Source organism: Alcaligenes sp. Me129 (assembly GCF_050487245.1).
Taxonomy (GTDB): domain Bacteria; phylum Pseudomonadota; class Gammaproteobacteria; order Burkholderiales; family Burkholderiaceae_B; genus Alcaligenes; species Alcaligenes phenolicus.
The window spans coordinates 1-22,845 of sequence record NZ_JBKQGX010000006.1 but is presented as its reverse complement, the minus strand read 5'-3'; the positions used below and the strand labels follow the sequence as shown (position 1 = coordinate 22,845).

The following is a 22,845-nucleotide window of genomic DNA, read 5'->3' as shown; positions in this document are numbered from 1 at the left end:
ATGAACTCAAACTCCTTTCCCCCTTTGGCCCAACGCAGCCTGCAAGCGGTCTGGCATCCTTGCACTCAAATGCAGCATCACGATCAAGGCGTGCCGCTACTGGCAATCAAACGCGCCCAAGGCGCCTGGCTTCATGATGCCGACGGCAACGCCTATCTGGACGCTATCAGCTCCTGGTGGGTGAATCTGTTTGGCCATAGCCACCCGCATCTAGTGCAAGCCATTAGCGATCAGGTTCAGCAACTGGATCACATCATGCTCTGCGGACTGACCCATGAGCCGGTTGTGCAGCTTTCCGAACGATTGGCCGCCTTGAGCAGCCATCGTTTAGGCCATGCTTTTTATGCCAGCGACGGTGCTTCCGCGGTTGAGATTGCCCTGAAGCTGAGCGTGCACTACTGGCGCAACCAAGGCCAGGAACACAAGCACCGCTTTGTAGGCATCGCGCAGGGATACCACGGCGAAACACTGGGTGCTCTGGCCGTGACCGACGTGCCCTTGTTTCGGGAAAACTACGGCACACAACTGGGCCAGCAATACACCGCAGCCAGCCCCGATCTGCGTCAAGCCACTAGCCCGGACGAACACACGCAGGTCACCGAAAACGCATTGCGCTCGCTGGAGCAGATTCTGGCTGGTCATCAGGACATTGCCGCCGTCATTCTGGAGCCGCTAGTGCAATGTGCGGCTGGCATGCACATGCACTCCCCCGACTATCTACGCGGCGTGCGCGAGCTGTGTGACCGCTATCAGGTGCATTTGATCCTGGACGAGATTGCCGTGGGTTGCGGCCGTACCGGCACGTTCTTTGCCTGCGAGCAGGCCGGTATCTGGCCTGACCTGCTGTGCTTGTCCAAGGGAATTACCGGCGGCACGTTACCCTTGTCCGTAGTGCTATCCAGCCCCTCGATTTATCAAGGGTTTTATGACCAGGACTTGCGCCGAGGCTTTCTGCATTCCCATTCTTATACCGGCAATCCCCTGGCCTGCCGAGCCGCGCTGGCCACGCTGGACTTGTTCCAGCAATACCCCGTCTACGAGCTGCAAAAAACGCTGGGACAAGCACTTGATGAAGGTTTGCATAGACTGAACCGGCACTATCCCAAGATGCAGCATCTGCGCCGCTGCGGGGTAATCTGGGCCTTTGATCTGGACACGGGCCCAGCTCGCTACGATCACCAGGGCTTCGCCCGGCGCTTTTACCGCTCTGCTTTGCAACAGGGACTGATGCTGCGCCCTATCGGCAATACGGTGTACCTGATGCCCGGCTATCTCTGGGGCACAAAAGAGGTGGAGCATTGCCTGCATGGGCTGGGTCGTCTGCTGAAGGAATACGCATGAGGGCCTGCTTTGTGACGGGCACCGATACGGAAATTGGCAAAACGCTGATCAGCTCGGCTTTACTTCATTTACTAAGCCAAAGCGGCGCGCGCACGCTCGGCATCAAACCCATTGCTTCGGGGGCCGCAGAGGTAGAAGGACGTTTACAGAACGAAGATGTGGATGCACTGGCGCGGCATTCCAGCCTGAAGCTCGCTCCCGAAACCCTGACACCGTACTTGTTTAAGCCCGCTGCGGCACCCCATATTCTGGCTGAACAAGCAGGAATCGAAATAGACCCGACTCTGATCAAAAAAACGATTCAAACAGTGGCGAAGCAGGCCGATTATGCAATCGTTGAAGGAGTAGGAGGCTTCATGCTGCCCTTGGGGCAAGGGCGGACAGGCGTAGATTTAGCGCAAGTCTTGCAACTACCTGTGGTGCTGGTTATCGGTCTACGTTTGGGTGCCTTGAATCACGCTTTGCTGACGGCTCAAGCCATACGCGCCAGCGGCTTGAACTTGCTGGGCTGGGTCGCCAACCACATAGCGCCGGAGATGAGTTATGCCCAGGAGAACCTGCAAACGCTGCATGACTATCTGCCGAGCCCTTGCCTGGGTGTCATTCCCAGATTGGAAGCCACAACACTGGATGAGCGTATCCAGCAAGCTGCGCAATATTTACGCTCGCCATGGGGAGATAAGAACTAGGCGCTTTGCACAAGGCTTATAGAAAGTAGCTACCTACACTCCCCAGAAACGCCACGCCTAGCAGTAGACACACGGCGCCACCCAAGGCAAAGCGCAAGGCCGGGTTGGTGGACCAGGCGTCCAAACAGCTATTTAGCAAACGTTGACGCCATGTCCCCGACCCTGCCGCGCCTGCGGCTTGCCGGGAGTTTGCACGCAAACGACTCAGATGCTCCTCGCTGATTCCATCCATGGCTTCCCACTCCAGCTTCCAGCGCAAGAAGGCGGCCTGATGCTCGGGATCAATGGATAACCAGGCCCGGAAAGCAGACTGGCTGCGGGCATCGTTCTGATGTTTGGGGTCGTGCTGTTTGAGCAGCCAGTTCAAGGCCTGCTCATCAATGTGCTGCATGTGCTCGTCCTTAGACATACGAACCAGCCGGACGCGGCACTGCCCCGTCCGCCCGATTGAGCGGCGCCGGATTATGGCGGCACGCCAACATGGCCATGCGGATATAGTGCTCAACCACTCGGGGGCTGGTACCCATGCGTGTCGCAATTTCTTTGTAGTTCAGGCCCTCGAAGCGATGCAGCACAAAGGCTTCACGACGACGACGAGGCAAGGCCTCGATCATGGCCAGCATACGAGCACCCGGTTCTGAAGGAGCGTGAGCAGAGGCTTGTGTGCCACGCAGCATACGCAGGCAAAAACTTAAACCGTTACGGCAAAACGATTTCAGCATGGGCCACTCCCTAAAACACATTAAATGATAATGGTTCCTATTATCTTTACAGTTTTAGAGAAAGTCCAGCCCTGCTCAAGAAAGATTAACTCTGCTCACAAAATAAAAGATGGCCCCTCTCAAGTCTCTGCCAAAGAAAGGCTTTGCACCATTTCAGGGAGCACCGCAATACAGGCGCTACAAACAGAGCGCAGCGTAGCCTGGAAATGAGACTGTGTCCTTTCAGGAAATGCTCTCAACGACCTCTTCTTCTGTAGAGGAAAAGCCAGTGCTAATCGCGCTGACCTCGCCAGATTCCTGGGCCCTATTGGCTCCTCTTTGACAAGAGAAAAAGAGCCGAGGTAATTCAGAACAGGGCTAGGACATAAAAAAAGCCCTGGCATGAAACCAGGGCTTTTTCCAGACGGCCCGCAGGCCGACTCAAAACAATCAGTTGCCGGGGCGCAGATTGGTAGACAGCACATTGATGATGCGCTTGGCTGTCGGCGTGGTCTGCTCCTGACCTTGCTGATCCAGCACCGTTACGCGAGTGCCAGCACCTTGAGCGCTCAGCTTGATGCGGAAGGGTGTGGCTTCGGCGGTGTTGCGGCTGCCGAAGATGCGGCCAATGATGTTTTGCTGCTCAATCTTCTCGCCGGTATCCGAATCCAGATAGCGGATGAAGAACTCGCCAGCGGAACGGTCACGATCCTCAACCGAGAAACCGGCGGAGTCGATGGCTACGCCAACACGACGCCATGCACGATCAAAGGACTCGTTCAGCATCAACTCAGCCTGATCGCCCTTGTCCGACGCCTGGACCTGAACGCTGGAAGGATCCTTGGAAGCGTTGGCTACTTGTTCACGTGCTGTTTCAATATCCGAGCCCAGGAAGACCATCATGCGAGCCAGCATGGCCGCATTCAGACCTGGATCTTCTTTGGCGAACACCCATTTAAAGGCGGAACCGTCTGCCGTGGGTGTTTCTTCCATGTGCTGGTGGGACACATAGATTTCGGTCTTGTTGCCGACGCGCTCAAAGCGGGTACGGAAGCGGTCACGTTCGCCGCTATCAAAGACCTGGTCAATGATGGAACCCAAGGCACTGCGTATCCAGCTTTCTGGAATCTTGGCGCGGTTTTCAGCCCAGTCGGTCTGAATCAAGCCGGCACGGGGATCCTGGGACTGAATGGTAAAACCATGCTCACCCCAGAAATCGACGATGCGGGGGAACAGGTCTTCCACGGGGCGGTCTACGACCAGCCAGCGCAGATCGCCATCGCGCATCACCTTGATGGCATCAGACTGAGGCAGGATCGTATCGGCACCGCCCTTGGCCTGCTGCGCGGTTTGACCTTGCGAGTAGACCGAGTAAGACGTGGCACCTTCTGGCGCACGGTAATGTGCGTCGCGGTTGGCCTGGGTCAGATCCGGCGGAATGCTCAAGGGATCGCCTGCTACCGTACTCTTGTAATTAACCGACTCGCCCTGGCCCATAATCTGGTCCATCGTCGAGCAGCCCGACAGCACCAACAGGCTCAAAGACAGCCCGATCAGGCTTTTATTAACTGGCTTTGCAATCATGGAAGAAGATCCGCAAGTTTCAAAGATTGACGCAGCAACTCGTGATGCTGTGCATTTAACGGCGTCAATGGTAAACGATATCCCAGCTGAGTAAGGCCCATTTCTGCAACTGCCCATTTCACGGGGATGGGGTTAGCCTCAACAAACAGGTTCTTGTTCAGACCTGCCAGATAGGCATTCAAACGGCGTACCGTCGGTACGTCCATATCCAAAGCGGCCTGGCACAACTGGCTCATCAGACGTGGGGCCACGTTGGCTGTCACGGAGATATTGCCTTTGGCGCCCAGCAAGATATACGAAGCAGCGGTAGGATCATCGCCGCTGACCACTATGAAATCTTCGGGGGCATCACGCAGCAGCAAGCCGCCACGAGCCAGATCGCCCGTTGCGTCCTTGATACCGATGATGTTGGGGATTTGAGCCAGACGCAACACGGTGTCGTTCTGCAGATCAGCCACGGTACGACCCGGCACGTTGTACAGGAACTGCGGCAGATCCACCGCTTCTGCAATGGCGCGGAAGTGCTGGTACATGCCTTCCTGAGTAGGACGGTTGTAGTAAGGCACCACCGACAAACCGGCGTCTGCACCCACTTCCTGGGCGTGACGCGACAGTTCGATGGCCTCGCGAGTGGAGTTGCCACCCACACCGGCAATCACGGGCACACGGCCAGCCGCGTGTTCAACGGCTACCTTGATCAGTTCAGCGTGCTCATCAACCGACACCGTGGGCGATTCGCCCGAGGTTCCAACGACCACCAGCACACGCGTTCCTTCCTGAATGTGCCAGTCGATCAGCTTTCGGTAAGCGGCAAAATCCAGACCCCCATTGGGATCCATGGGTGTAACAAGGGCAACCATGCTGCCCTGAAAATTGGAAATAGCAGAGTCCGAACTTGCCATGATGAGATGAATCTCCGGGTTTAAGGCCCTATAGCCGAAAAAAAATATGACTCACAAGTTTAACGGATAAGCCGTTAAATCATAAGAACCATTTCAATATGCCTTCGCCCAGCGCAATCAAGGGACTCATCAGGGTCCACAGTACGCCGGTAAACATCAGCAGGATCAAAATGACCATGCCATAAGGCTCGATACGAGAATAATGATAGGCCAAACGATTAGGCAATAGACTAAATACAATGCGCCCGCCATCCAAAGGCGGCAAAGGCAGCAGATTCAGTGCCATCAGAACCAGGTTGACCTGCACACCGGCCACCGCCATGCCCATCCAGAAGCGGCTGTCACCCTGCCCGATCTTGACCATCAGATGGGCATACAGAACCCACAAAATAGCCATCAGCATATTGGAGGCCGGTCCGGCCAGAGCAACCCAGAGCATGTCGCGCTTGGGATTGCGCAGGCGGCCCCAATCCACAGGGACGGGTTTGGCCCAGCCAAACAGAATGCCGCCCATGCCCATCATGGCGCTGGACAGCAACAGCACCGCCGGCACCACAATCGTGCCGATAGGGTCGATATGACGCAGTGGGTTCAGGCTGATGCGACCGGCCAGCATGGCCGTCGGGTCGCCAAACATACGGGCGACGTAGCCGTGGGCAGCTTCATGCAGCGTAATACCGAAAATGACTGGTAAAGCATAGACCGTCAAGGTCTGTATAAAAGAGTCCATGGTGATCCTTGGTCCAGGCCGGGGACTTATCTCCTACTTTTTCAAGACGATAAGTCGCCTGTCATCAGCCTGTCTGATTGGGACAGCGAGTGCTGCCCCAAGGTTCAGAATTGAAACACGGATAGGCACCTGGACGCGAGTTTTGTGCAAGCCCGCAGATCAGGACAGGCCCAAAGTGGCAGGATCACCCGAGCCACGACGCAACACCTCCGGCGTAGGCCCGGTCAGATCGATCACGGTAGTGGCCTGCAAGGGGCAAGGCCCACCATCGACAACCGCCGCCAACTGATGGGCATAACGGTCCAGAATTTCCTGGGCGTCGTTCAAGGGTTCGTCTTCGCCCTCAGGAATCAGCGTGGTGGAAATCAAGGGGCTGCCGACTTCTTCCATCAGGGCCAGGGCCACTTTCTGGTCGGGCACCCGAATACCAATGGTTTTGCGCGAAGGGTGCGACACGCGGCGCGGCACTTCCTTGGTAGCTTCCAAAATGAACGTCCACGGGCCAGGGGTGGCCATCTTCAACAAGCGATACTGCGGGTTATCCACTTTGGCAAAGTGGCTGATCTCGGCCAGATCACGACACAGCAAGGTCAGATGATGACGATCATCCAAGCCACGCAAACGACGCAGGTTGTCAGCGGCGGACTTGTCATCCAGGCGGGCGACAACGGCATAACTGGAATCGGTAGGAATGGCGAGCAGCCCTCCTTTAGCCAATAGTTCGGCTGCTTGAGCCAATGCGCGGGGTTGAGGATTTTCGGGATGAACGACGAATAATTGAGACATTTCGCGCTTCCTTGCTATTACGAGGGGAAATCATTAAACCTGAGTCACGCTCTAACCGGCAAGACCGGAGCAAGACTCAGGGTCGAAGTATTCTTGCACGAGTGTTGCATTCTTTAAAAAAAGCATGCTAGAATACATTTTTTACTTCACAGCCCACCTTGATGTAGGCCGGAAGCAAAAAAGCAGTAAACAGTGGTGACCGTAGCTCAGTTGGTAGAGTCCCGGATTGTGATTCCGGTTGTCGTGGGTTCGAGCCCCATCGGTCACCCCAGAATTTTTTAATTTTCATGTGTAAAAACTACCAGCATGTGAAAATTAGAGTAAAAACACCCTTTTAGGACAGAGACCGCTGCTAGCGGTCTTTTTTCGTTTTCAATAGCAAGAACTAATATTACAGGGACTTGCTGACCCAAAATGCACCCTATACTATTATGACTAACTGGGTGTATTGGAGCAGTCGATTTAGCATCGACTTCCAAAAAACTCGAAACCTCACCCCAAAAAGCTAGCATTGCCAACGCACTACCGTCTTGGTTGAGAGCATACCAGTCTGGCCTGCGAGCAACTTATGATTAGGAGCGCGTATGGCATACGACTACAGCAAAACGCTAAACCCTCAAAAAGCCCTTATTTGGCGTATTGTGCACCGAGACAACATACCGTGGATCCTTGGGAATAATTTACATTGCGGCAACAGTTCAGCACAAGCCACTAGCTGGGTAACCATCGGTAATACTGAGCTTATTGGTAAGCGTGGTGAGCGCGAGGTACCTATAGCCCCAGGTGGTGTTTTGAATGACTATATTCCATTCTATTTCACCCCGTTCTCACCAATGATGATAAATATTCATAGCGGAAGGGGTGGAGTTCAACGCCGACCCAATGAGGAAATCGTAATTCTTGTTTCCGACTTGCACCGCATCAGTGCACAAAAAATACCTTTCGTTTATACCGACAAGCATGCTTATTATGGATGGGCTAATTTTTATACTGACATTCAACACCTTCATAATATTGATTGGAAAATTCTACAAACCAGAGACTTTAGGCGAGATCCTAATGACTTAGAGAAGTTTGAACGCTATCAAGCAGAAGCTTTGATTCATCAAATGCTGCCAGTATCCGCATTATTGGGAATGATTTGCTATACAGACGATACTAAAACCACCATAGAAAGATGGCTTCAAAAGCAGAAAATTAACATACCAGTTCACACTCGACCAGGATGGTACTTCTAATGATTAACTACACCAAAGGCAATTTACTTACCGCCGATGTTGAGGCGTTAGTCAATACAGTTAATACTGTCGGCGTAATGGGAAAAGGTATTGCCCTAATGTTTAAAGAGCGCTTCCCTAAAAACATGGCTGAATATGCACTTGCATGTAAAGAAAACCGTGTCACAACAGGGAAAATGTTTATCACTAGCACTGGGGAACTGAGCGGCGTAAAGTGGATTGTTAACTTCCCAACTAAGCAACATTGGCGCGCCAAGTCGAAAATCGAGTGGATAATCGATGGCTTAAAGGATCTACGCCTGTTTATAGAACAGAATGACATTAAATCTATCGCTATCCCTCCTCTTGGGGCTGGTAATGGGGGTTTAGATTGGAATGATGTTAAACCCCTTATAGAAAAAACCCTTGGTGACCTTCAAAACACTGAAATTCAAGTCTATGAACCAACGTCTAAATATCAAAATATCGCCAAAAATACAGGGGTAAAAAAACTAACGCCAGCAAGAGCAATGATTGCAGAGCTCATCCGCCGATACTGGATTCTTGGCATGGAATGCAGCCTGCTTGAAATTCAAAAACTATCCTGGTTCCTGCAGCGCGTTATCGAAGTTAACAATTTAAAAAATGAGCTCAATTTAAGATTTCAAGCCAAAAACTATGGCCCTTATGCTAGTAATTTGGGGCATCTATTAAATGCGCTTGATGGAAGCTACCTATCCTCTGACAAAAGGATTCCTGACTGCGACCCACTTGATGTCATAGCTTTCAATGACCCACAAAAAGAATATATACAAGCCTACCTTGCAAGTGAAGGAAAAATTTATTTACCTGCAATAGAAAAAGCAAGCGAAATAATCAACGGATTTGAATCACCTTTTGGTATGGAGCTACTGTCTACTGTTGACTGGTTACTTAGCACGGGAAGTAGTGAACCATCTCTTGATTCGATTAAAGAAGGCATAAAAAACTGGCCTGCGGGTGAACGATGGGCTCAGCGAAAACTAGTCATTTTCAATGATGAAAGCTTAAGCCTTGCTTTAAAACATATTATTTCAATTAATTTTCGATACAATTGAGTCATATAAAACTCATAGTTCTAATTATCATTCTTACGCATATAACTCGTTGACTTTAAACAAGCCTTAGAATCGTATTTCATATAGACCGGAGTCGCAGTTTTCGTGGACTCAAATCCCATCGACTACCCCTATATTTACTGAGTTTCACCTTTTGTCATATTTCTTGAAACAATGACAAACCCAAGCAAGCCAAAAAATTAAGAGCCCGCAAACAAGCAGGCTCTTTTGTGTTTTCTTCTCTTACGAGTTTGGCACATTGGTTCCACCCTGCATGCGTGCGAACTCTGTTCGAATGTGGGTTCCTACCCCCCACCCGCCCTTCTGTCTAAGACGCTGCTATTTAGCGGACAAACAGCCACTACCAAAGCCCTACTCTCAGGATAATCTGTGGCACAACACAGGACTTCTTTGTAATAGAAACTGGCACAAAACCACGCTTTCTTATACTCTAATCTGTCCCATTTTCTGGAAGTTTGCTGATGACACTCGGTTTCCCATGCTGGGATCAGGCACCCGCCAATTGGGACTGGCTTGCACAGGATGAAGACGGCCAATGGTTCTGGTATGGCGTCCAGCCCTCGCCTGGCATAGGCGGTGGCGTATGGCGCTCTCCCTCACGCCTGCAACAGTTTGCCGCCCGCGGCGAACCGAACCCGTCCTGGATGCACAGCCTCTACCAACGCCCGGACCTGCCTGACAAGAACCGTAGCACCTGAACCCATGCAAGAGCATCTGATACACCTGCGCTCCCTGCTGCACGATTACTGGCCGCATCTAGCCTTGGCGCTCAGCGTGATACTGGGCGCTTCAGCGGCCATTCATGCCGCCATGACCAAAAATGATGTCCGCGCCGCCATCAGCTGGGTGGGCGTCATCATCATGTCGCCCCTATTGGGACCGTTTCTGTATCTGATCGCGGGGATCAACCGCGTACGCAGACAAAGCCTTCTGGAACAAAGTGCAGACGTGTTCTATGAACAGGTCACCTATCTGCACCCTCCCGTCTCGGACATTGGTGCCCTGGTCGGCGCACCGTTTCGCTCTTTGCAAATTCTGGGTGACCGCGTCAGCCGCAGCCAACTACGCAATGGCAATAATGTGCGCGTTCTGGTCGGCGGCGATCAGGCTTATCCTGCCATGCTGGAAGCCATTGATCAGGCCCACAGCACCATTGCCTTGCAAAGCTATATCTTCGATAGCGATCGCCTGGGGCGTGAATTTGTCAGCGCCCTGTCGCGCGCCCATCAACGTGGCGTGCAGATTCGTGTGCTGGTCGATGCCATCGGGGCGAAATATTCGCGTACGCCCATTGTTCGATTGCTGCGCCGCGAAGGCATACGCTGCGCCCTGTTCATGACCAACCCCCTGGGCTTTCTGCGCATGCCCTACGCCAATCTGCGCAGTCACCGCAAATTGCTGATTGTGGATGGCACGGTTGGTTTTACCGGCGGCATGAATCTGCGTGAGTCCTTTATGGCGCAGTACAGCGACGGCAAGCCCTCTCAAGACACCCATTTCCGCCTGGAAGGCCCGGCAGTCATGCAATTGCTGGCTTCTTTCCGCCACGACTGGCAGTTCACGACTCGCGAAGACCTATCGCCCGCCTACTGGCATGCCAGCTCCTCGCCCGCCCCCAGACCTCACGTTCCGGCTCGCTGCATTGCCTCGGGCCCGGATCGTTTCATGGCCAGTACTCACCATATGCTGCAAGGGGCGTTTGCCATTGCCCAGCGCCATATCCGTATTCAGTCCCCCTACTTTCTGCCCGATCAGATCCTGTTGGGTGCCTTGAACACCGCCGCCCGACGCGGCATTCAGGTGGATATCGTCATCCCCGGGCAAAACAATCTGCGCCTGGTCAATTACGCCATGACAGCCCAACTGGATCAGGTGCTGCGCGCAGGCTGCCGGGTCTGGCGCGCCAGCGGCCCCTTCAACCACTCCAAGCTCATGACGATTGACGGAGTCTGGTCTTATATCGGTTCGTCCAATCTGGACCCGCGCAGCTTGCGATTGAACTTCGAGCTGGACGTAGAAATCTACAGCCGCGACACGGCCCGCCAAATCCAGAACCTGATTGATCTGGAAATTGAGGACGCCGAAGCCGTCAGCCTGGAGTCCTTAAGTTCAATTGGCTTTGGCAAGCGCTTGCGCAACCGCCTGATCTGGCTGGCCAGCCCCTATCTGTAATGTGTGCGCACCTGAAACTGCTGCAAGCTTCAAGAAAGCCCCTGGCTTGCACAATCTTTCAATCCGCTTGCGCACCCACCCTTTATAATCAAGCGCTTAAACGGTCTACACAGACAGGCGTGCCGTTCCAAAACAGACTTGAGCGCCATTAAAAAAACAATGTCCGAGCTTCCTTATTCCGACCTGGCCCAATGGGCCGCCCACCATCTGGAAAACCGCCCTCCCCGAGCCAAGTCCCTGGTCATGACCTTGTTTGGCGACGTAATTCGCCCACATGGCGGCAAACTTTGGCTAGGCAGTTTGATTCAGTTGCTGGCCCCCTTCGGGATCAGCGACCGACTGGTGCGCACCAGCGTGTACAGGCTGGCCGAGGAGGGCTGGCTGAGCGCGCAGCGCGAAGGGCGACGCAGCCAGTACACCTTGCGTCCCGAAGCCAGCCAGCGCTTCGAACACGCGTATCAACGCATCTACACCCCGACCTATCTGGCCTGGGACGGGCAATGGACGCTGATCTTCAGCATGCCCAGCTTGATGATGAACTCCAAGCAACGGGCAGACCTGCGCAAGGAACTGCTGTGGGAAGGCTTTTGCGCCTTGTCACCCACCGCTTTCCTGCACCCCAACCCGGATCACACGATTCTGGATTACATCCTGCAGGCGACACAGGCGCAGTCGCAGGTGTATGTGGGCAAGCTGGAACCTTCCCAACTGCCGCAAACCCGCCCTCTGTCCCAACTGATTCAGGACAGCTGGGATCTGGCCCAGGTGGCCAGCGGCTACGGTCAGTTCATCCAGCGCTTTGCGCCCGCTCTGGCCATGCTGGATGCAGGCCACGACTATAACGACGAGCTGGCCTTTGTGATTCGCACCCTGCTGATTCACGAGTTCCGCCGTATTCAGCTGCACGACCCTCAACTGCCTATTGAGCTGCTGCCAGCAGGCTGGGCAGGGAAACAGGCTTATGAGCTGTGCCGGGATGTGTATCGTCAAGTCTGCGGCAAGGCCGAGCGCTATATTCTGTCCACCTTGCGGGCCGAGGATGAACAGGCACCAGAGGCCGCCGCCTACTTCTATGAGCGTTTTGACGGCCTGCCCGTCCCGTCCGAGACTCAGGCCTGAAGCTGAATCCCTGAATAGAGAGACTGACTGCTGTGTGCTTGATATCCGCAACACACGACCAGCAGTACTGACAGCAATAGCGGCATGGGCAAATAAAAAACCCGGTGTGATCTGAATCACACCGGGTTTTTTTGCACCCTTAACAATCAGGCTCAGGCACGGACAAACAAACCCGGCCTGTCAGAGCAGATTAGTGCGCAGATGCTGCCTCTGCACCCACACCTGTCTCGGAGCGTACCGACTGAGCCTCGAAACCAGCACGGTCGATCTCGGCACGTGGGCTACGGTCAGTGATCGAGAAAAACCAGATCGCCACGAAAGCCAAAGGCATGGAGAACAAGGCTGCCGACGCATAAGGGAATGGCGAAGAACCGGCTGGATTGCCCAGCGTAGCTTCCCACACCGAAGGCGAGAGCAAAGTCAGCAGCAAGGCAACGATCAAGCCCAGGAAACCACCAATCGTGGCACCACGTGTCGTGCAGCCTTTCCACAGAATGGACAGGAACAGGACCGGGAAGTTAGCCGAGGCAGCAATCGCGAAGGCCAGAGACACCATGAAGGCGATGTTCTGCTTCTCGAAAATAATACCCAGCAACACGGCAACCACACCCAGGATCAAGGTGGTAGTGCGCGATACACGCATGACTTCCTCGTTCGTGGCTTCGCCCTTCTTGATCAGCGTGGAGTACAGGTCGTGCGACACGGCGGATGTACCGGAGAGCGTCAAACCAGCCACCACAGCCAGAATCGTGGCAAACGCCACTGCCGACATAAAGCCCAGGAACACGTCGCCACCAACAGCATCAGCCAAGTGCACAGCGGCCATATTAGAACCGCCAATCAGATCGCCGCCAACTTCCAGGAAGCGAGGATTGGTGGACACCAGCACGATAGCGCCGAAACCAATAATGAAGGTCAGGATGTAGAAGTAACCAATCCAGGTGGTTGCCCAGAACACGGATTTACGTGCTTCTTTTGCATCAGGCACGGTAAAGAAACGCATCAGAATGTGTGGCAGACCAGCAGTACCAAACATCAGAGCCATACCGAAGGAAATCGCGCTGATAGGGTCCTTGATGAAGTTGCCGGGGCCCATGATGGCTTGACCAATTGTGGAGGCCTGGACAGCATCTTTACCGGCTGCAATAGCGGCATCTGTCTTGACCTGCACAGCCGCGGCGAACAGTTTTTCTGGCGAAAAACCATATTGTGCCAACACCATGATGGCCATGAAGGAAGCACCGAACAGCAGCAGGCCAGCCTTGATGATCTGCACCCAGGTGGTGGCTGTCATGCCGCCAAACAGCACGTAAACCATCATCAACACGCCCACCAGCACCACGGCCACCCAGTACTCCAGGCCAAACAGCAGCTTGATCAACTGACCGGCGCCTACCATCTGTGCGATCAGATAGAACAGAACCACAACCAGCGTGCCCGAGGCGGCAAAGGCGCGGATAGGACCTTGACGGAAGCGGTAAGCGGCTACGTCAGCAAAGGTGAATTTACCCAGGTTACGCAGCTTTTCTGCCAGCAGGAATGTAATGATGGGCCAGCCGACCAGAAAGCCGATGGAGTAGATCAGGCCATCGTAGCCGTTGATCATCACCGCCGCCGAAATACCCAAAAAGGAAGCCGCAGACATATAGTCACCGGCAATGGCCAGGCCGTTTTGAAAGCCTGTAATACCGCCACCTGCCGTGTAAAAGTCAGAGACCGACTTGGTGCGGGCAGCCGCCCATTTGGTAATCCACAAGGTCGCCAGCACAAAGACCGCAAACATGCCGATGGCGGTCCAGTTGGTCGGCTGCTTTTGCAGCTCGCCCAGATCGCCGCCAGCTGCCAGCAAGGCAGGACTGGCCAGCATCAGGCCCAGAGCCAGGCCGGAACGAAGGTAGGAATGCTTCATTTACGCACCTCCTCAAGGACGTCCTTGGCCATTTGGTCAAATTTGGTATTGGCGCGCCAGACATAAATGCCCGTAATGACAACAGCCAACACAATGACTCCAAAACCAATAGGAATACCCAGGGTCATGACGCCATCACCCAAGCGCTCTGCAAACAATTCCTTGTCGAAAGCAATAATGCCGATGTAACTGTAGTAAGCCACCAGCATGACGATGGTGAGTATCCAACCCAGCCGCAACCGAGTCTTGACCAGATTCTGATAGCGAGGATTGGCCGTAATCCGACCTACAAGGGGGTCTTGCATAGTTTGTCTCCGCATTGTTCTGAACGCCTTATTTTGCTGGCGTATCTTATTGAACCGGCCCAGCCTGAAAAGGCTGAAAACGGCGCTATGAAGACGCCTGCCGACGTCTATGCGGTGAACATTAGAGCCCGACACTTACACCATACTTACTAAATGCATCGGCTCAGGGTAATGCCTAGGAGCAAAAAAGCACGCAAGAAAAAGGGAGTAAGGTTGGCGCGGGTGGAGGGGTTCGAACCCCCGGCCCCAGGCTTAGAAGGCCTGTGCTCTATCCAACTGAGCTACACCCGCCAGGTGATGGTGGCATCGTCAAAACCGTCAGGCGATGCAAGGTCCGAGATAACGGTCCGTAAGGAATAAGGACCGAATTCAAGGCCCATTTTTTGTAAAAAAACAGACCTGAAAAGGACAATCGAATATTCTAGCCTGAAAATCTGTTTTAGATAAGCAGCACTCTGGTCAGAGTGTCAATACTGTAAGAAAAATAATTATAGGTAGTATTTTTAGTCGCAAATGGTACAGTCGTGTACGGATTAACCCGTTTTCCTGGACTTTTCTCCATGCCGACCAAAAAGAAACTAAGTAAGCACTCTTTAATACTATCGGCCCCCCTTCTTATCTTGAGCGCAATCCTGAATACCGCACAGGCAGGTATCAGCTATCAGTTGCGCCAAGTACAGGCCAGTTCTGGTGAAACCGTCGATATTGACGCCATCGTCTACAACGACACAGGCAGCTTGATGAGCTGGACCGCCCCGCAAAACCTGGTTTTGCAGTGGCGCGACAATAACGGCAACGTCATCCGCAGCCTGGCCGAACTGGTCAACCCGCGGCCCCGAGCATCCATCCCTACCAACAACTTCACCGCCTACAGTTGGCGAGCCGTGGTCCCCAATGGTTTGACCGGTTTGCAGGCCGTCAATATTGAAGGCGAGCGTGTAATGTTGGCACTGGACACCAATCCGGAAGGCCAAAGCCCGATTACCTCGCAACCGGCAAACGCTGCCGTGGTGAACGCAGGTGCTGGCCATGACCCACGTGTCATTGACCCTGCCCTGCCCTATGCCCAGGCCGTCGCGGCCGGAGCACAACGCGAAGGGCCAGCCATCAATAACGGACAAGGCCTGAAACCCGCAAACTCCAGTTTCGAGAACTTCAGCAACGCGATTTCGGCTCACGACCCGACCTACTTTATTGTCGGCAATAAAGGCGGCACCAATGCCCGCTTCCAGCTGAGCTTCAAGTACCGTCTGCATTCGCCGGATGATCCTAGCAATCCGAAGTTCTACGATCACTTCTACATTGGCTATACGCAAACAGCCCTGTGGGATCTGCATGCCGACTCCAAGCCTTTTGTAGACACCACCTACCGCCCCAGCTTCTTCTGGCGTAAGGACTCCATCTGGGAATCCGAGCAGAAACGTCTGTTCATGGGTCTGGCCACCGGCTACGAACACGCTTCTAACGGCAAGGCCGGTGATGACTCGCGCTCCATGAACGAGGTCTTCATCCAGCCCGAGTTCAATTACCGCTTTGATCACGGTGCCACACTGACGTTTGCCCCACGCATCAAGCACTATGTGTTCATGGGCGAGAACGCAGACTGGGCACACTACCGTGGCCGTTACGACTGGAAAGTCCGCTACGCCCAGGACAACGGACTGGTACTGTCTGGCATGTACAACAAGGGCGCGGGCAGCCGCAATACGCATGAGTTCACGATTGCCTGGCCACTGAACCGCACACCTTTGAACATGAATGGCTATCTCTACGGCCAGTACTTCTCGGGCTATGCGGAAACCATGCTGGGCTACCGCGATCGCTCTTCGCAGTTCCGTATCGGTCTGGCGCTGGTGCCGTAAGCGCTTCTACAACAGTCCCCCACCGCGTCGGCTTCCCATGCCGGCGCGGGCCATATCATGATCACAGGCCTGAATCAGAAAGCGCTGAAACAAGGCCACCAATCCTTCCGGCTCACGTCCTTTGGGCCACAACAAGCCCACCTCTACCGACTCCACCGGGTCATGAATCCCGATCGCATGGATACGCTTGCCTTCCAGAGACCAGGGCCGGTAAACCATATCTGACAAGATTGTCACCCCAAAGCCATAAGCCACCAAACCGCGCACCGCCTCCAGGGAGCGGGTCCGCATAGCGACACGCTCCGGAAAGCCGGGGCTGCCCCAATGTCGCATGGCCGCCGTATCGGCATCGTCCACCGTCAGAAAGATGTAGGGATAGTTGTTGACCTGCTCCAGGGACACACTGGACTCATTGGCCAGGGCATGTTGATCCGACACCCATAAGCGCCGGCGGGAACTGCTCAGGCGATGGTGCCCGAACATGGCCAAATCGGTGATATTCGACAAAATAGCAACACCCAGATCGATACGCTCGCCCTCCAGTGCGGCCTCCATTTCGGGGCGCTCCATATCCACCAGCTCGATGTCGATATTCGGATAGCTGTGCTTGAAACGACTGATCAGATCAGGCAAGAAGTAGCCTAGAACCGTATAGCCCGCGGCTACCCGAATCTGCCCTTCAATATTTTGTCGCCGCAAATCTGCATGGTTCAGCGCATCGCTGACGGCATCAATCACGTGATGGGCGTGGTGAAAGAACGCCTGTCCCTGTGGCGTTAACTCCACACCATGGGGCAAACGCTCAAACAAGGCCACATTCAGCTGGCGCTCCAGACTTTGCACCGCATTACTGATGGCCGACTGCGAGACATTCTCCGCCTGGGCCGCCGCCGAGAACTGCCCGCTGACCGCCGCAGCAATGAAATATCGAAACTGCCTCAGAGTCACTTCGTGCTTCATAGCCATCCGTTTTTCAGATATCAGGTACACGTAAATTTGATTTTACGATAACAAAAAGCTGCCCTAGACTAAAGAACAAACGACAACAACTTGCACGAAAACCATCCTTCTTGCAGGAGACAAACTCATGAACGCCCCACTCAACAAACCTTACAAGGCCATGTTGGAATCCGTGTCCCTGGATGACAAATACACTGTCACCAAGGGCCGCGCCTATATGAGCGGCACCCAAGCCCTGGTGCGCTTGCCCATGCTGCAGAAAGAACGGGACCGGCGCGCCGGTTTGAATACAGCAGGCTTCATCTCTGGCTACCGGGGCTCCCCATTAGGGAGCGTAGACCAGGCTCTGTGGCAAGCCAGCAAACATCTGAAAGAACACGACATCGTGTTCAAACCCGGTCTGAACGAAGATCTGGCCGCTACCGCCGTCTGGGGTAGCCAGCAAACCAATCTGTACCCCAGTGCCCGTTTCGACGGCACCTTTGCCATGTGGTACGGCAAGGGCCCTGGCGTGGACCGCTCCATGGACGTGTTCAAGCATGCCAACTCGGCCGGTAGCGCCCGCCACGGCGGTGTGCTGGTACTGGCAGGCGATGACCACGGTGCCAAATCCTCCACCGTTGCCCACCAGTCCGATCACGTTTTCGCCGCCGCCGGTATTCCCGTGCTCTACCCGGCCAACGTGCAGGAATACCTGGACTTTGGCCAGCACGGCTGGGCCATGAGCCGTTTCTCCGGCCTATGGGTAGCCTTGAAATGTGTCACCGAAGTAGTGGAGTCAAACGCCTCAGTTGATCTGGACCCGGACAGCCTGAACATTGTCCTGCCCGAGATCGAGGACATGCCCGCCGATGGTCTGAACATCCGCTGGCCAGACCCGCCACTGGCGCAAGAAGCCCGCATGATGAACCACAAGTGGTACGCTGCTCTGGCTTATGTGCGCGCCAACAAATTGAACCGCGTCGAGATTGATTCGCCCGAAGCCCGCTTTGGCATCATGACGGCGGGTAAAGCCTATCTGGATACCCGTCAGGCACTGGCCGATCTGGGCCTGTCCGACGAGCTATGCGCCGAGCTAGGTATCCGACTATTTAAAGTGGGCTGTATTTGGCCCCTGGACGGGCAAGACGCCCGCCAGTTCGCAACCGGCCTGTCCGAAATTCTGGTGGTGGAAGAAAAACGCCAGATTCTGGAATATGCACTTAAAGAAGAGCTGTACAACTGGCGCGATGACGTACGTCCCAAGGTCTACGGCAAGTTTGACGAGACCGAACACGGTGGCGGCGAATGGTCCAGCTTGCGCTCGCCCTGGCTACTCCCTCCTCAAGGTGAACTGTCTCCTGCGATTATTGCGCGCGCTATTGCCCGCCGCCTGTGCACCATGGACATTTCCGAAGAGCTGCAAGCCCGCATCCAGGCCCGTCTGGCCATTCTGGATGCCAAGGACCGCGAAGCCCGTATGCCGCGCGTCAGCGTAGAGCGCAAGCCCTGGTTCTGTTCGGGCTGTCCGCACAATACCTCCACTCGCGTGCCCGAAGGCTCGCGCGCCATGGCCGGGATTGGCTGCCACTACATGACGGTCTGGATGGATCGCAGCACCTCCACTTTCAGTCATATGGGCGGCGAAGGCGTCGCCTGGATTGGCCAACAACCCTTTACCGATGAAAAACACGTCTTCGCCAACCTGGGCGATGGCACGTATTTCCATTCGGGAATTTTGGCGATCCGAGCCTCGATCGCAGCCAACTCCAATATCACCTACAAGATTCTGTATAACGATGCCGTCGCCATGACAGGCGGCCAACCCGTAGACGGGATCTTGAAAGTCACCGACGTCATTGCCCAGGTCCATGCCGAGGGCGCTCGCAAGATTGTGGTGGTCACCGACGAGCCCGAGAAATTCAAGGGCGTGACCCTGGCTGGCAACCCGCCTGTGTATCACCGTGATGAGCTGGACCGCGTACAGCGCGAGCTGCGCGAAGTGCCCGGCACCACCATCCTGGTCTACGACCAGACCTGCGCCACGGAAAAACGCCGTCGCCGCAAGAAAGGGACTTACCCGGACCCTGCCCTGCGCGCCTTCATCAACGACACGGTCTGTGAAGGCTGCGGTGACTGCTCGGTCAAATCCAACTGCTTATCCGTTGAGCCTCTGGACACCCCTATGGGCTCCAAGCGCCGCATCAACCAGTCCTCCTGTAATAAGGACTTCTCCTGCGTTAACGGTTTCTGCCCCAGCTTTGTCACGCTGAAAGGGGCGCAGGTACGCAAGCCGGAAGCTCAGGGCCGTTCGCTGGAGTCCTTCAATCTGGCCGATCTGCCTTTGCCCAAACTGCCGGATCTGGACAAGACCTACGGTATTTTGATCGCCGGTATTGGCGGCACAGGTGTCGTGACGGTAGGCGGCCTGCTGGGTATGGCTGCCCATATCGAGCAAAAAGGGGTCAGCGTCCTGGATATGGCCGGTTTGGCCCAGAAAGGGGGTGCGGTGCTAAGCCACGTGCAAATCGCACGCCAGCCCGATCTGCTCCATGCCACCCGCGTTCCAACGGGCGAGGCCTCCTTGCTGATTGGCAGTGATGCTCTGGTTAGCGCCTCCACGGATGTCCTGAGCCGTGTCAGCCGCGATCGCACCCACACCATTATCAACACCGCAGCCAGCCCGACTTCGGACCTGATCGGCAATGCGCACTGGAAATTCCCGCTGCAAACCGCCTGCACGGATATCGAAAATGCCGTAGGCAAGGAAATCCGCTATCTGGACGCCAATGCCCTGGCCGTACACGTTATGGGCGATGCGCTCTATGCCAACCCCATCTTGCTGGGCTATGCCTTCCAGCGCGGCTGGATTCCGCTGCATATGGACAGCTTGCTGCGCGCTATCGAACTGAACGGCGTCGCTGTCAAAGCCAACCGTGAAGCCTTCCAGTGGGGGCGTCTGGCGGCTGAAAAGGGTATCGAAGCCTTGATGGAAGGTGCGACACCCAAAGCCCGTGAAGTCACTTTCCCTGAAAGTGTGCAGTCCCTGATCAAGCGCATGGAAGAACACCTGACTGCGTATCAGAATCCGGCCTGGGCCAAGCGCTACCGCGACGCCATCAACAAGGTCATGGAACGCGAATCGCGCCTGAATCAGGACAAGGCTCTACCCCTGACTCGTATCGCCGCCACGCAGCTGGCCAAGCTGATGAGCTACAAGGACGAGTACGAAGTGGCCCGCCTGTACACCGACCCGGCCTTCCTGGACAAGCTGCGTGCCCAGTTTGCGGGTGAGCCTGGCAAGGACTACCAGATTGAGTACCATCTGGCCCCGCCCTTGCTCGGTCGCAAGAACAGCCAGGGTCAGCCAGTCAAGAGCAGGTTTGGCCCTTCGACCCGCAGCTTGTTCAAGATTCTGGCCCGTCTGCGTGGTTTGCGCGGTGGTGCGCTGGATATCTTTGGCTACACCCAGGAACGCCGTCAGGAACGTCAGAACATTGAGGACTATCTGGCCGACCTGAATGAAGTCAGTGCCCACCTGGATGCGGACAATATGGAAGTGGCCCAGCGCTGGTTGAACTACCCGGATCTGATCCGTGGCTACGGCCATGTCAAAGATGCGGGCCACGTCAAAGCCTACGCCCAGCGTGAACAACAACGCAGCCAGTTCCGTTCTCGTACCGAACCCAGCCAACGCGTTGCCTAAACCTATCGCCAGCCCTGGTAACACAGGGCTGGCTCCCCTTAACTCCTCCTTAGCGGCAGGCTGTCTTTCAAAGCGGCCTGCTTTTTTTTCGTCTTTAAACCCCGAACCGGCATGCGGCCACACTTCCCCGAGAAGCCCAAGCGTTTAGCAAGATAGTTTGCTCAGTAAACTGACATACAATCGTGCAATTCGATGCCAGTGCCACCGTCCGTGGCAATTAGGTCGACCAGGACCACATTTTATGCGCCATCTTGTTTACGTTTTTGTTCCTTCAGCCCTGATTTTGCTGACCGCTTTCAGGCTGGCTTTTGCCTTGTGGCAATGGCCGCGTGTGCGTCAGGCCGGAGGTCTGCTGCCCATCCTGATTGGCGGCTTGCGTATCGACGCCCTGATGATCGCCGCGCTCAGCGCCCCCGTGGTCTTGCTGGCCCCCTGGCTAGGACACTATCCCGTCATGACGACGATAGCCGCCATCTGGTTTACCTTCGCCTGGTTCCTGCTGACCTTGCTGGAAGTTTCCACGCCCCAATTCATTATTGAATACGACACTCGCCCCAATCGGCTGTATGTGGACTATCTGAAGCACCCTCAAGAAGTAGTGGGCATGCTCTGGAAAGGTTACAAGCTGATGATAGGCATCGCCCTGATTGGTCTGGGGCTGATTGTGTATTCGGGCTGGTCTATTTTTGGTCATGTGTCTGCCGACCCCGTGATGAGCTGGTGGCTGCGTCCTATCTGGATCGGCGTCTGTCAAGGCAGTTGGAACCTGATTCATGCGGCCTCTAATACTGGATCGGTGTCTTGCTCATGTTGATCCGGCTCGGGGTTGAGCCAGACGCTGCCGATGGGCTGCCAGTTGCGTAGTTTTCCCGACCATCGTGCTGGGTGGCGTTGCCTGGCTTGTTGGTACAGGCGCTGTCGGGCTTGCAGAATGGGGGCATCCAGGCCCGCATGACGCTGCGCCGGAGCCAAGTAGCGAATGGCGCTGTGGCGATGCTCATGGTTGTACCAGTGGATGAACTGATGCACCCACAGGCGTGCGGCCTGCACGCTTGCAAAGCCGTCGATCGGGTAACCGGGCCGGTACTTGCAGGTGCGGAACAGGGCCTCGGAATACGCGTTGTCGTTGGATACCTGGGGTCGGCTGTGCGAGGCGGTAATGCCCAGCTTCTCGAGCGTGACCTGCAAGGTCGAGCCTTTCATGGCGCTACCATTATCGGCATGCAATACCAGGGGTCGGTGCTGACACTGCTCGCGCAGCACGGCGCGCTGGATGATGGTGGCACTGTTGGCCATGTTCTCCGATTCAAACACCTCGGCCCCGACGATTTTCCGGCTGTAGATGTCCAGGATCAGATACAGGTAATAGAACCGGCCGCGGATACGCGTATGCAGGTACGTGACGTCCCAGCTCCAGAGCTGGTTGGGTGCGTCGGCACAGTGGCGCCGTGGTGCTCCAGCGTGACGTGGCGCGCGCGCCCGGCCACGGCGGTGCTGCTCATCGGCTTGGCGCAGCACGCGATAGAAGGTCGACTCCGACGCCAGGTACCGGCCCTCTTCATCGAGCAGCCGTACCACGATCTGCGCCGGCGGCAGGCTGGCGAACTCGGGACGGTGGCAGGCCTGCAGCACGGCCTGGCGCTCGGCGTCTGTCAGTGCATGCGATGGCGTGGCATGTATGGCGTGCGGGCGTCTGTCCTCATCGCCCGTCGCCCAGCGACGATAAGTGTTCAAGCCGATACCGAGTTCGATGCATGCGCTCTGC

The 22,845-nt window shown here is 55.3% G+C and carries 20 protein-coding genes and 2 tRNA genes; 11 read left to right on the top strand and 11 right to left on the bottom strand.

Translation table 11 applies throughout. The features are described from left to right. Both bioA and bioD read left to right on the top strand, forming a co-directional pair. The gene (gene bioA, locus ACLPGZ_RS08045) at positions 1-1,341 is read left to right on the top strand and encodes an adenosylmethionine--8-amino-7-oxononanoate transaminase (protein WP_247965867.1); all 1,341 of its coding nucleotides are present in this window, start codon (positions 1-3) and stop codon (positions 1,339-1,341) included. Beyond that, positions 1,338-2,030, top strand: a complete 693-nt coding sequence (gene bioD / locus ACLPGZ_RS08040) for a dethiobiotin synthase (protein ID WP_415708961.1) — start codon at positions 1,338-1,340, stop codon at positions 2,028-2,030. Before bioA ends, bioD begins: the two co-directional genes overlap by 4 nt. Positions 2,031-2,046: 16 nt before the next feature. On the opposite strand, the gene ACLPGZ_RS08035 is transcribed toward bioD, so the two are convergent. From ACLPGZ_RS08035 to ACLPGZ_RS08010, 6 genes are all read right to left on the bottom strand, one after another. Then, a complete protein-coding gene (locus tag ACLPGZ_RS08035; protein WP_429641110.1) occupies positions 2,047-2,421 on the bottom strand; it encodes a FecR/PupR family sigma factor regulator in 375 nt (124 codons plus the stop codon). Positions 2,422-2,431: 10 nt separating this feature from the next. Then, the gene (locus ACLPGZ_RS08030; RefSeq protein WP_009457891.1) at positions 2,432-2,752 is read right to left on the bottom strand and encodes a sigma factor-like helix-turn-helix DNA-binding protein; all 321 of its coding nucleotides are present in this window, start codon (positions 2,750-2,752) and stop codon (positions 2,432-2,434) included. A 429-nt stretch (positions 2,753-3,181) separates the two neighbouring features. After that, positions 3,182-4,315, bottom strand: coding sequence for an outer membrane protein assembly factor BamC (bamC, locus tag ACLPGZ_RS08025; RefSeq protein ID WP_009457893.1), 1,134 nt, complete (start codon positions 4,313-4,315; stop codon positions 3,182-3,184). Next, positions 4,312-5,217 (bottom strand): 4-hydroxy-tetrahydrodipicolinate synthase, encoded by a 906-nt coding sequence (gene dapA, locus ACLPGZ_RS08020; protein ID WP_009457899.1) that lies wholly within the window; start codon positions 5,215-5,217, stop codon positions 4,312-4,314. Before dapA ends, bamC begins: the two co-directional genes overlap by 4 nt. 79 nt (positions 5,218-5,296) lie before the next feature. Further along, on the bottom strand, positions 5,297-5,947 hold the full coding sequence (locus ACLPGZ_RS08015) for a site-2 protease family protein (RefSeq protein ID WP_022983510.1): 651 nt from the start codon (positions 5,945-5,947) through the stop codon (positions 5,297-5,299). Between the two features lie 159 nt (positions 5,948-6,106). Continuing rightward, positions 6,107-6,733, bottom strand: a complete 627-nt coding sequence (locus tag ACLPGZ_RS08010; RefSeq protein WP_009457902.1) for an L-threonylcarbamoyladenylate synthase — start codon at positions 6,731-6,733, stop codon at positions 6,107-6,109. 195 nt (positions 6,734-6,928) lie between these two features. Here ACLPGZ_RS08010 and ACLPGZ_RS08005 point away from each other — a divergent pair. The 6 genes from ACLPGZ_RS08005 to paaX all read left to right on the top strand — a co-directional run bounded on the left by ACLPGZ_RS08005 (position 6,929) and on the right by paaX (position 12,359). Beyond that, positions 6,929-7,004, top strand: a tRNA-His gene (locus ACLPGZ_RS08005). Positions 7,005-7,317: 313 nt separating this feature from the next. Further along, the gene (darT, locus tag ACLPGZ_RS08000) at positions 7,318-7,971 is read left to right on the top strand and encodes a type II toxin-antitoxin system toxin DNA ADP-ribosyl transferase DarT (protein ID WP_239055204.1); all 654 of its coding nucleotides are present in this window, start codon (positions 7,318-7,320) and stop codon (positions 7,969-7,971) included. Then, positions 7,971-9,047: a type II toxin-antitoxin system antitoxin DNA ADP-ribosyl glycohydrolase DarG gene (darG, locus tag ACLPGZ_RS07995; protein ID WP_239055203.1), complete on the top strand. Its 1,077-nt coding sequence runs from the start codon at positions 7,971-7,973 to the stop codon at positions 9,045-9,047. The genes darT and darG overlap by 1 nt, the downstream gene beginning before the upstream one ends. Before the next feature lie 482 nt (positions 9,048-9,529). Then, positions 9,530-9,766 (top strand): hypothetical protein, encoded by a 237-nt coding sequence (locus ACLPGZ_RS07990; RefSeq protein WP_153229335.1) that lies wholly within the window; start codon positions 9,530-9,532, stop codon positions 9,764-9,766. 4 nt (positions 9,767-9,770) lie between these two features. Continuing rightward, positions 9,771-11,240 (top strand): phospholipase D-like domain-containing protein, encoded by a 1,470-nt coding sequence (locus tag ACLPGZ_RS07985; protein WP_026485269.1) that lies wholly within the window; start codon positions 9,771-9,773, stop codon positions 11,238-11,240. Between the two features lie 159 nt (positions 11,241-11,399). Then, positions 11,400-12,359 (top strand): phenylacetic acid degradation operon negative regulatory protein PaaX, encoded by a 960-nt coding sequence (gene paaX, locus ACLPGZ_RS07980; RefSeq protein ID WP_022983507.1) that lies wholly within the window; start codon positions 11,400-11,402, stop codon positions 12,357-12,359. 190 nt (positions 12,360-12,549) lie between these two features. On the opposite strand, the gene ACLPGZ_RS07975 is transcribed toward paaX, so the two are convergent. The 3 genes from ACLPGZ_RS07975 to ACLPGZ_RS07965 form a co-directional block, all read right to left on the bottom strand. Next, positions 12,550-14,268, bottom strand: coding sequence for a cation acetate symporter (locus tag ACLPGZ_RS07975; RefSeq protein ID WP_035270945.1), 1,719 nt, complete (start codon positions 14,266-14,268; stop codon positions 12,550-12,552). Next, positions 14,265-14,573 (bottom strand): DUF485 domain-containing protein, encoded by a 309-nt coding sequence (locus ACLPGZ_RS07970; protein ID WP_009457917.1) that lies wholly within the window; start codon positions 14,571-14,573, stop codon positions 14,265-14,267. Before ACLPGZ_RS07970 ends, ACLPGZ_RS07975 begins: the two co-directional genes overlap by 4 nt. Before the next feature lie 214 nt (positions 14,574-14,787). Next, positions 14,788-14,864: transfer RNA gene (locus tag ACLPGZ_RS07965), tRNA-Arg, on the bottom strand. A gap of 329 nt (positions 14,865-15,193) precedes the next feature. On the opposite strand from ACLPGZ_RS07965, the gene ACLPGZ_RS07960 reads away from it, so the two are divergent. Continuing rightward, positions 15,194-16,435 carry a phospholipase A gene (locus tag ACLPGZ_RS07960; protein ID WP_226348566.1) on the top strand — a complete coding sequence of 414 codons (1,242 nt, stop codon included), beginning with the start codon at positions 15,194-15,196 and terminating at the stop codon, positions 16,433-16,435. 6 nt (positions 16,436-16,441) lie between these two features. Here the strand turns inward: ACLPGZ_RS07960 and ACLPGZ_RS07955 are convergent, their stop codons facing one another. After that, positions 16,442-17,395 (bottom strand): LysR family transcriptional regulator, encoded by a 954-nt coding sequence (locus ACLPGZ_RS07955; RefSeq protein WP_022983505.1) that lies wholly within the window; start codon positions 17,393-17,395, stop codon positions 16,442-16,444. 127 nt (positions 17,396-17,522) lie between these two features. Between ACLPGZ_RS07955 and ACLPGZ_RS07950 the strand changes: the two genes are divergently transcribed. Both ACLPGZ_RS07950 and ACLPGZ_RS07945 read left to right on the top strand, forming a co-directional pair. Then, positions 17,523-21,080 carry an indolepyruvate ferredoxin oxidoreductase family protein gene (locus tag ACLPGZ_RS07950; RefSeq protein WP_239055202.1) on the top strand — a complete coding sequence of 1,186 codons (3,558 nt, stop codon included), beginning with the start codon at positions 17,523-17,525 and terminating at the stop codon, positions 21,078-21,080. Between the two features lie 241 nt (positions 21,081-21,321). Continuing rightward, positions 21,322-21,894: an LTA synthase family protein gene (locus ACLPGZ_RS07945; RefSeq protein ID WP_429641109.1), complete on the top strand. Its 573-nt coding sequence runs from the start codon at positions 21,322-21,324 to the stop codon at positions 21,892-21,894. Here the strand turns inward: ACLPGZ_RS07945 and ACLPGZ_RS07940 are convergent. After that, positions 21,852-22,845: IS3 family transposase (locus ACLPGZ_RS07940; protein ID WP_143244074.1), on the bottom strand; the 994-nt coding region annotated here is incomplete at its 5' end. The genes ACLPGZ_RS07945 and ACLPGZ_RS07940 overlap by 43 nt on opposite strands.

Coding starts and splice junctions, on each gene's coding strand:
- ACLPGZ_RS07975 (WP_035270945.1), bottom strand. CDS start 14,268: ATGAAGCATTCCTACCTTCGTTCCGGCCTGGCTCTGGGCCTGATGCTG.
- paaX (WP_022983507.1), top strand. CDS start 11,400: ATGTCCGAGCTTCCTTATTCCGACCTGGCCCAATGGGCCGCCCACCAT.
- ACLPGZ_RS07990 (WP_153229335.1), top strand. CDS start 9,530: ATGACACTCGGTTTCCCATGCTGGGATCAGGCACCCGCCAATTGGGAC.
- ACLPGZ_RS07970 (WP_009457917.1), bottom strand. CDS start 14,573: ATGCAAGACCCCCTTGTAGGTCGGATTACGGCCAATCCTCGCTATCAG.
- dapA (WP_009457899.1), bottom strand. CDS start 5,217: ATGGCAAGTTCGGACTCTGCTATTTCCAATTTTCAGGGCAGCATGGTT.
- ACLPGZ_RS07950 (WP_239055202.1), top strand. CDS start 17,523: ATGAACGCCCCACTCAACAAACCTTACAAGGCCATGTTGGAATCCGTG.
- ACLPGZ_RS07945 (WP_429641109.1), top strand. CDS start 21,322: ATGCGCCATCTTGTTTACGTTTTTGTTCCTTCAGCCCTGATTTTGCTG.
- darT (WP_239055204.1), top strand. CDS start 7,318: ATGGCATACGACTACAGCAAAACGCTAAACCCTCAAAAAGCCCTTATT.
- ACLPGZ_RS08010 (WP_009457902.1), bottom strand. CDS start 6,733: ATGTCTCAATTATTCGTCGTTCATCCCGAAAATCCTCAACCCCGCGCA.
- ACLPGZ_RS07955 (WP_022983505.1), bottom strand. CDS start 17,395: ATGAAGCACGAAGTGACTCTGAGGCAGTTTCGATATTTCATTGCTGCG.
- ACLPGZ_RS08030 (WP_009457891.1), bottom strand. CDS start 2,752: ATGCTGAAATCGTTTTGCCGTAACGGTTTAAGTTTTTGCCTGCGTATG.
- ACLPGZ_RS07985 (WP_026485269.1), top strand. CDS start 9,771: ATGCAAGAGCATCTGATACACCTGCGCTCCCTGCTGCACGATTACTGG.
- ACLPGZ_RS08035 (WP_429641110.1), bottom strand. CDS start 2,421: ATGCAGCACATTGATGAGCAGGCCTTGAACTGGCTGCTCAAACAGCAC.
- bamC (WP_009457893.1), bottom strand. CDS start 4,315: ATGATTGCAAAGCCAGTTAATAAAAGCCTGATCGGGCTGTCTTTGAGC.
- ACLPGZ_RS08015 (WP_022983510.1), bottom strand. CDS start 5,947: ATGGACTCTTTTATACAGACCTTGACGGTCTATGCTTTACCAGTCATT.
- darG (WP_239055203.1), top strand. CDS start 7,971: ATGATTAACTACACCAAAGGCAATTTACTTACCGCCGATGTTGAGGCG.
- bioD (WP_415708961.1), top strand. CDS start 1,338: ATGAGGGCCTGCTTTGTGACGGGCACCGATACGGAAATTGGCAAAACG.
- bioA (WP_247965867.1), top strand. CDS start 1: ATGAACTCAAACTCCTTTCCCCCTTTGGCCCAACGCAGCCTGCAAGCG.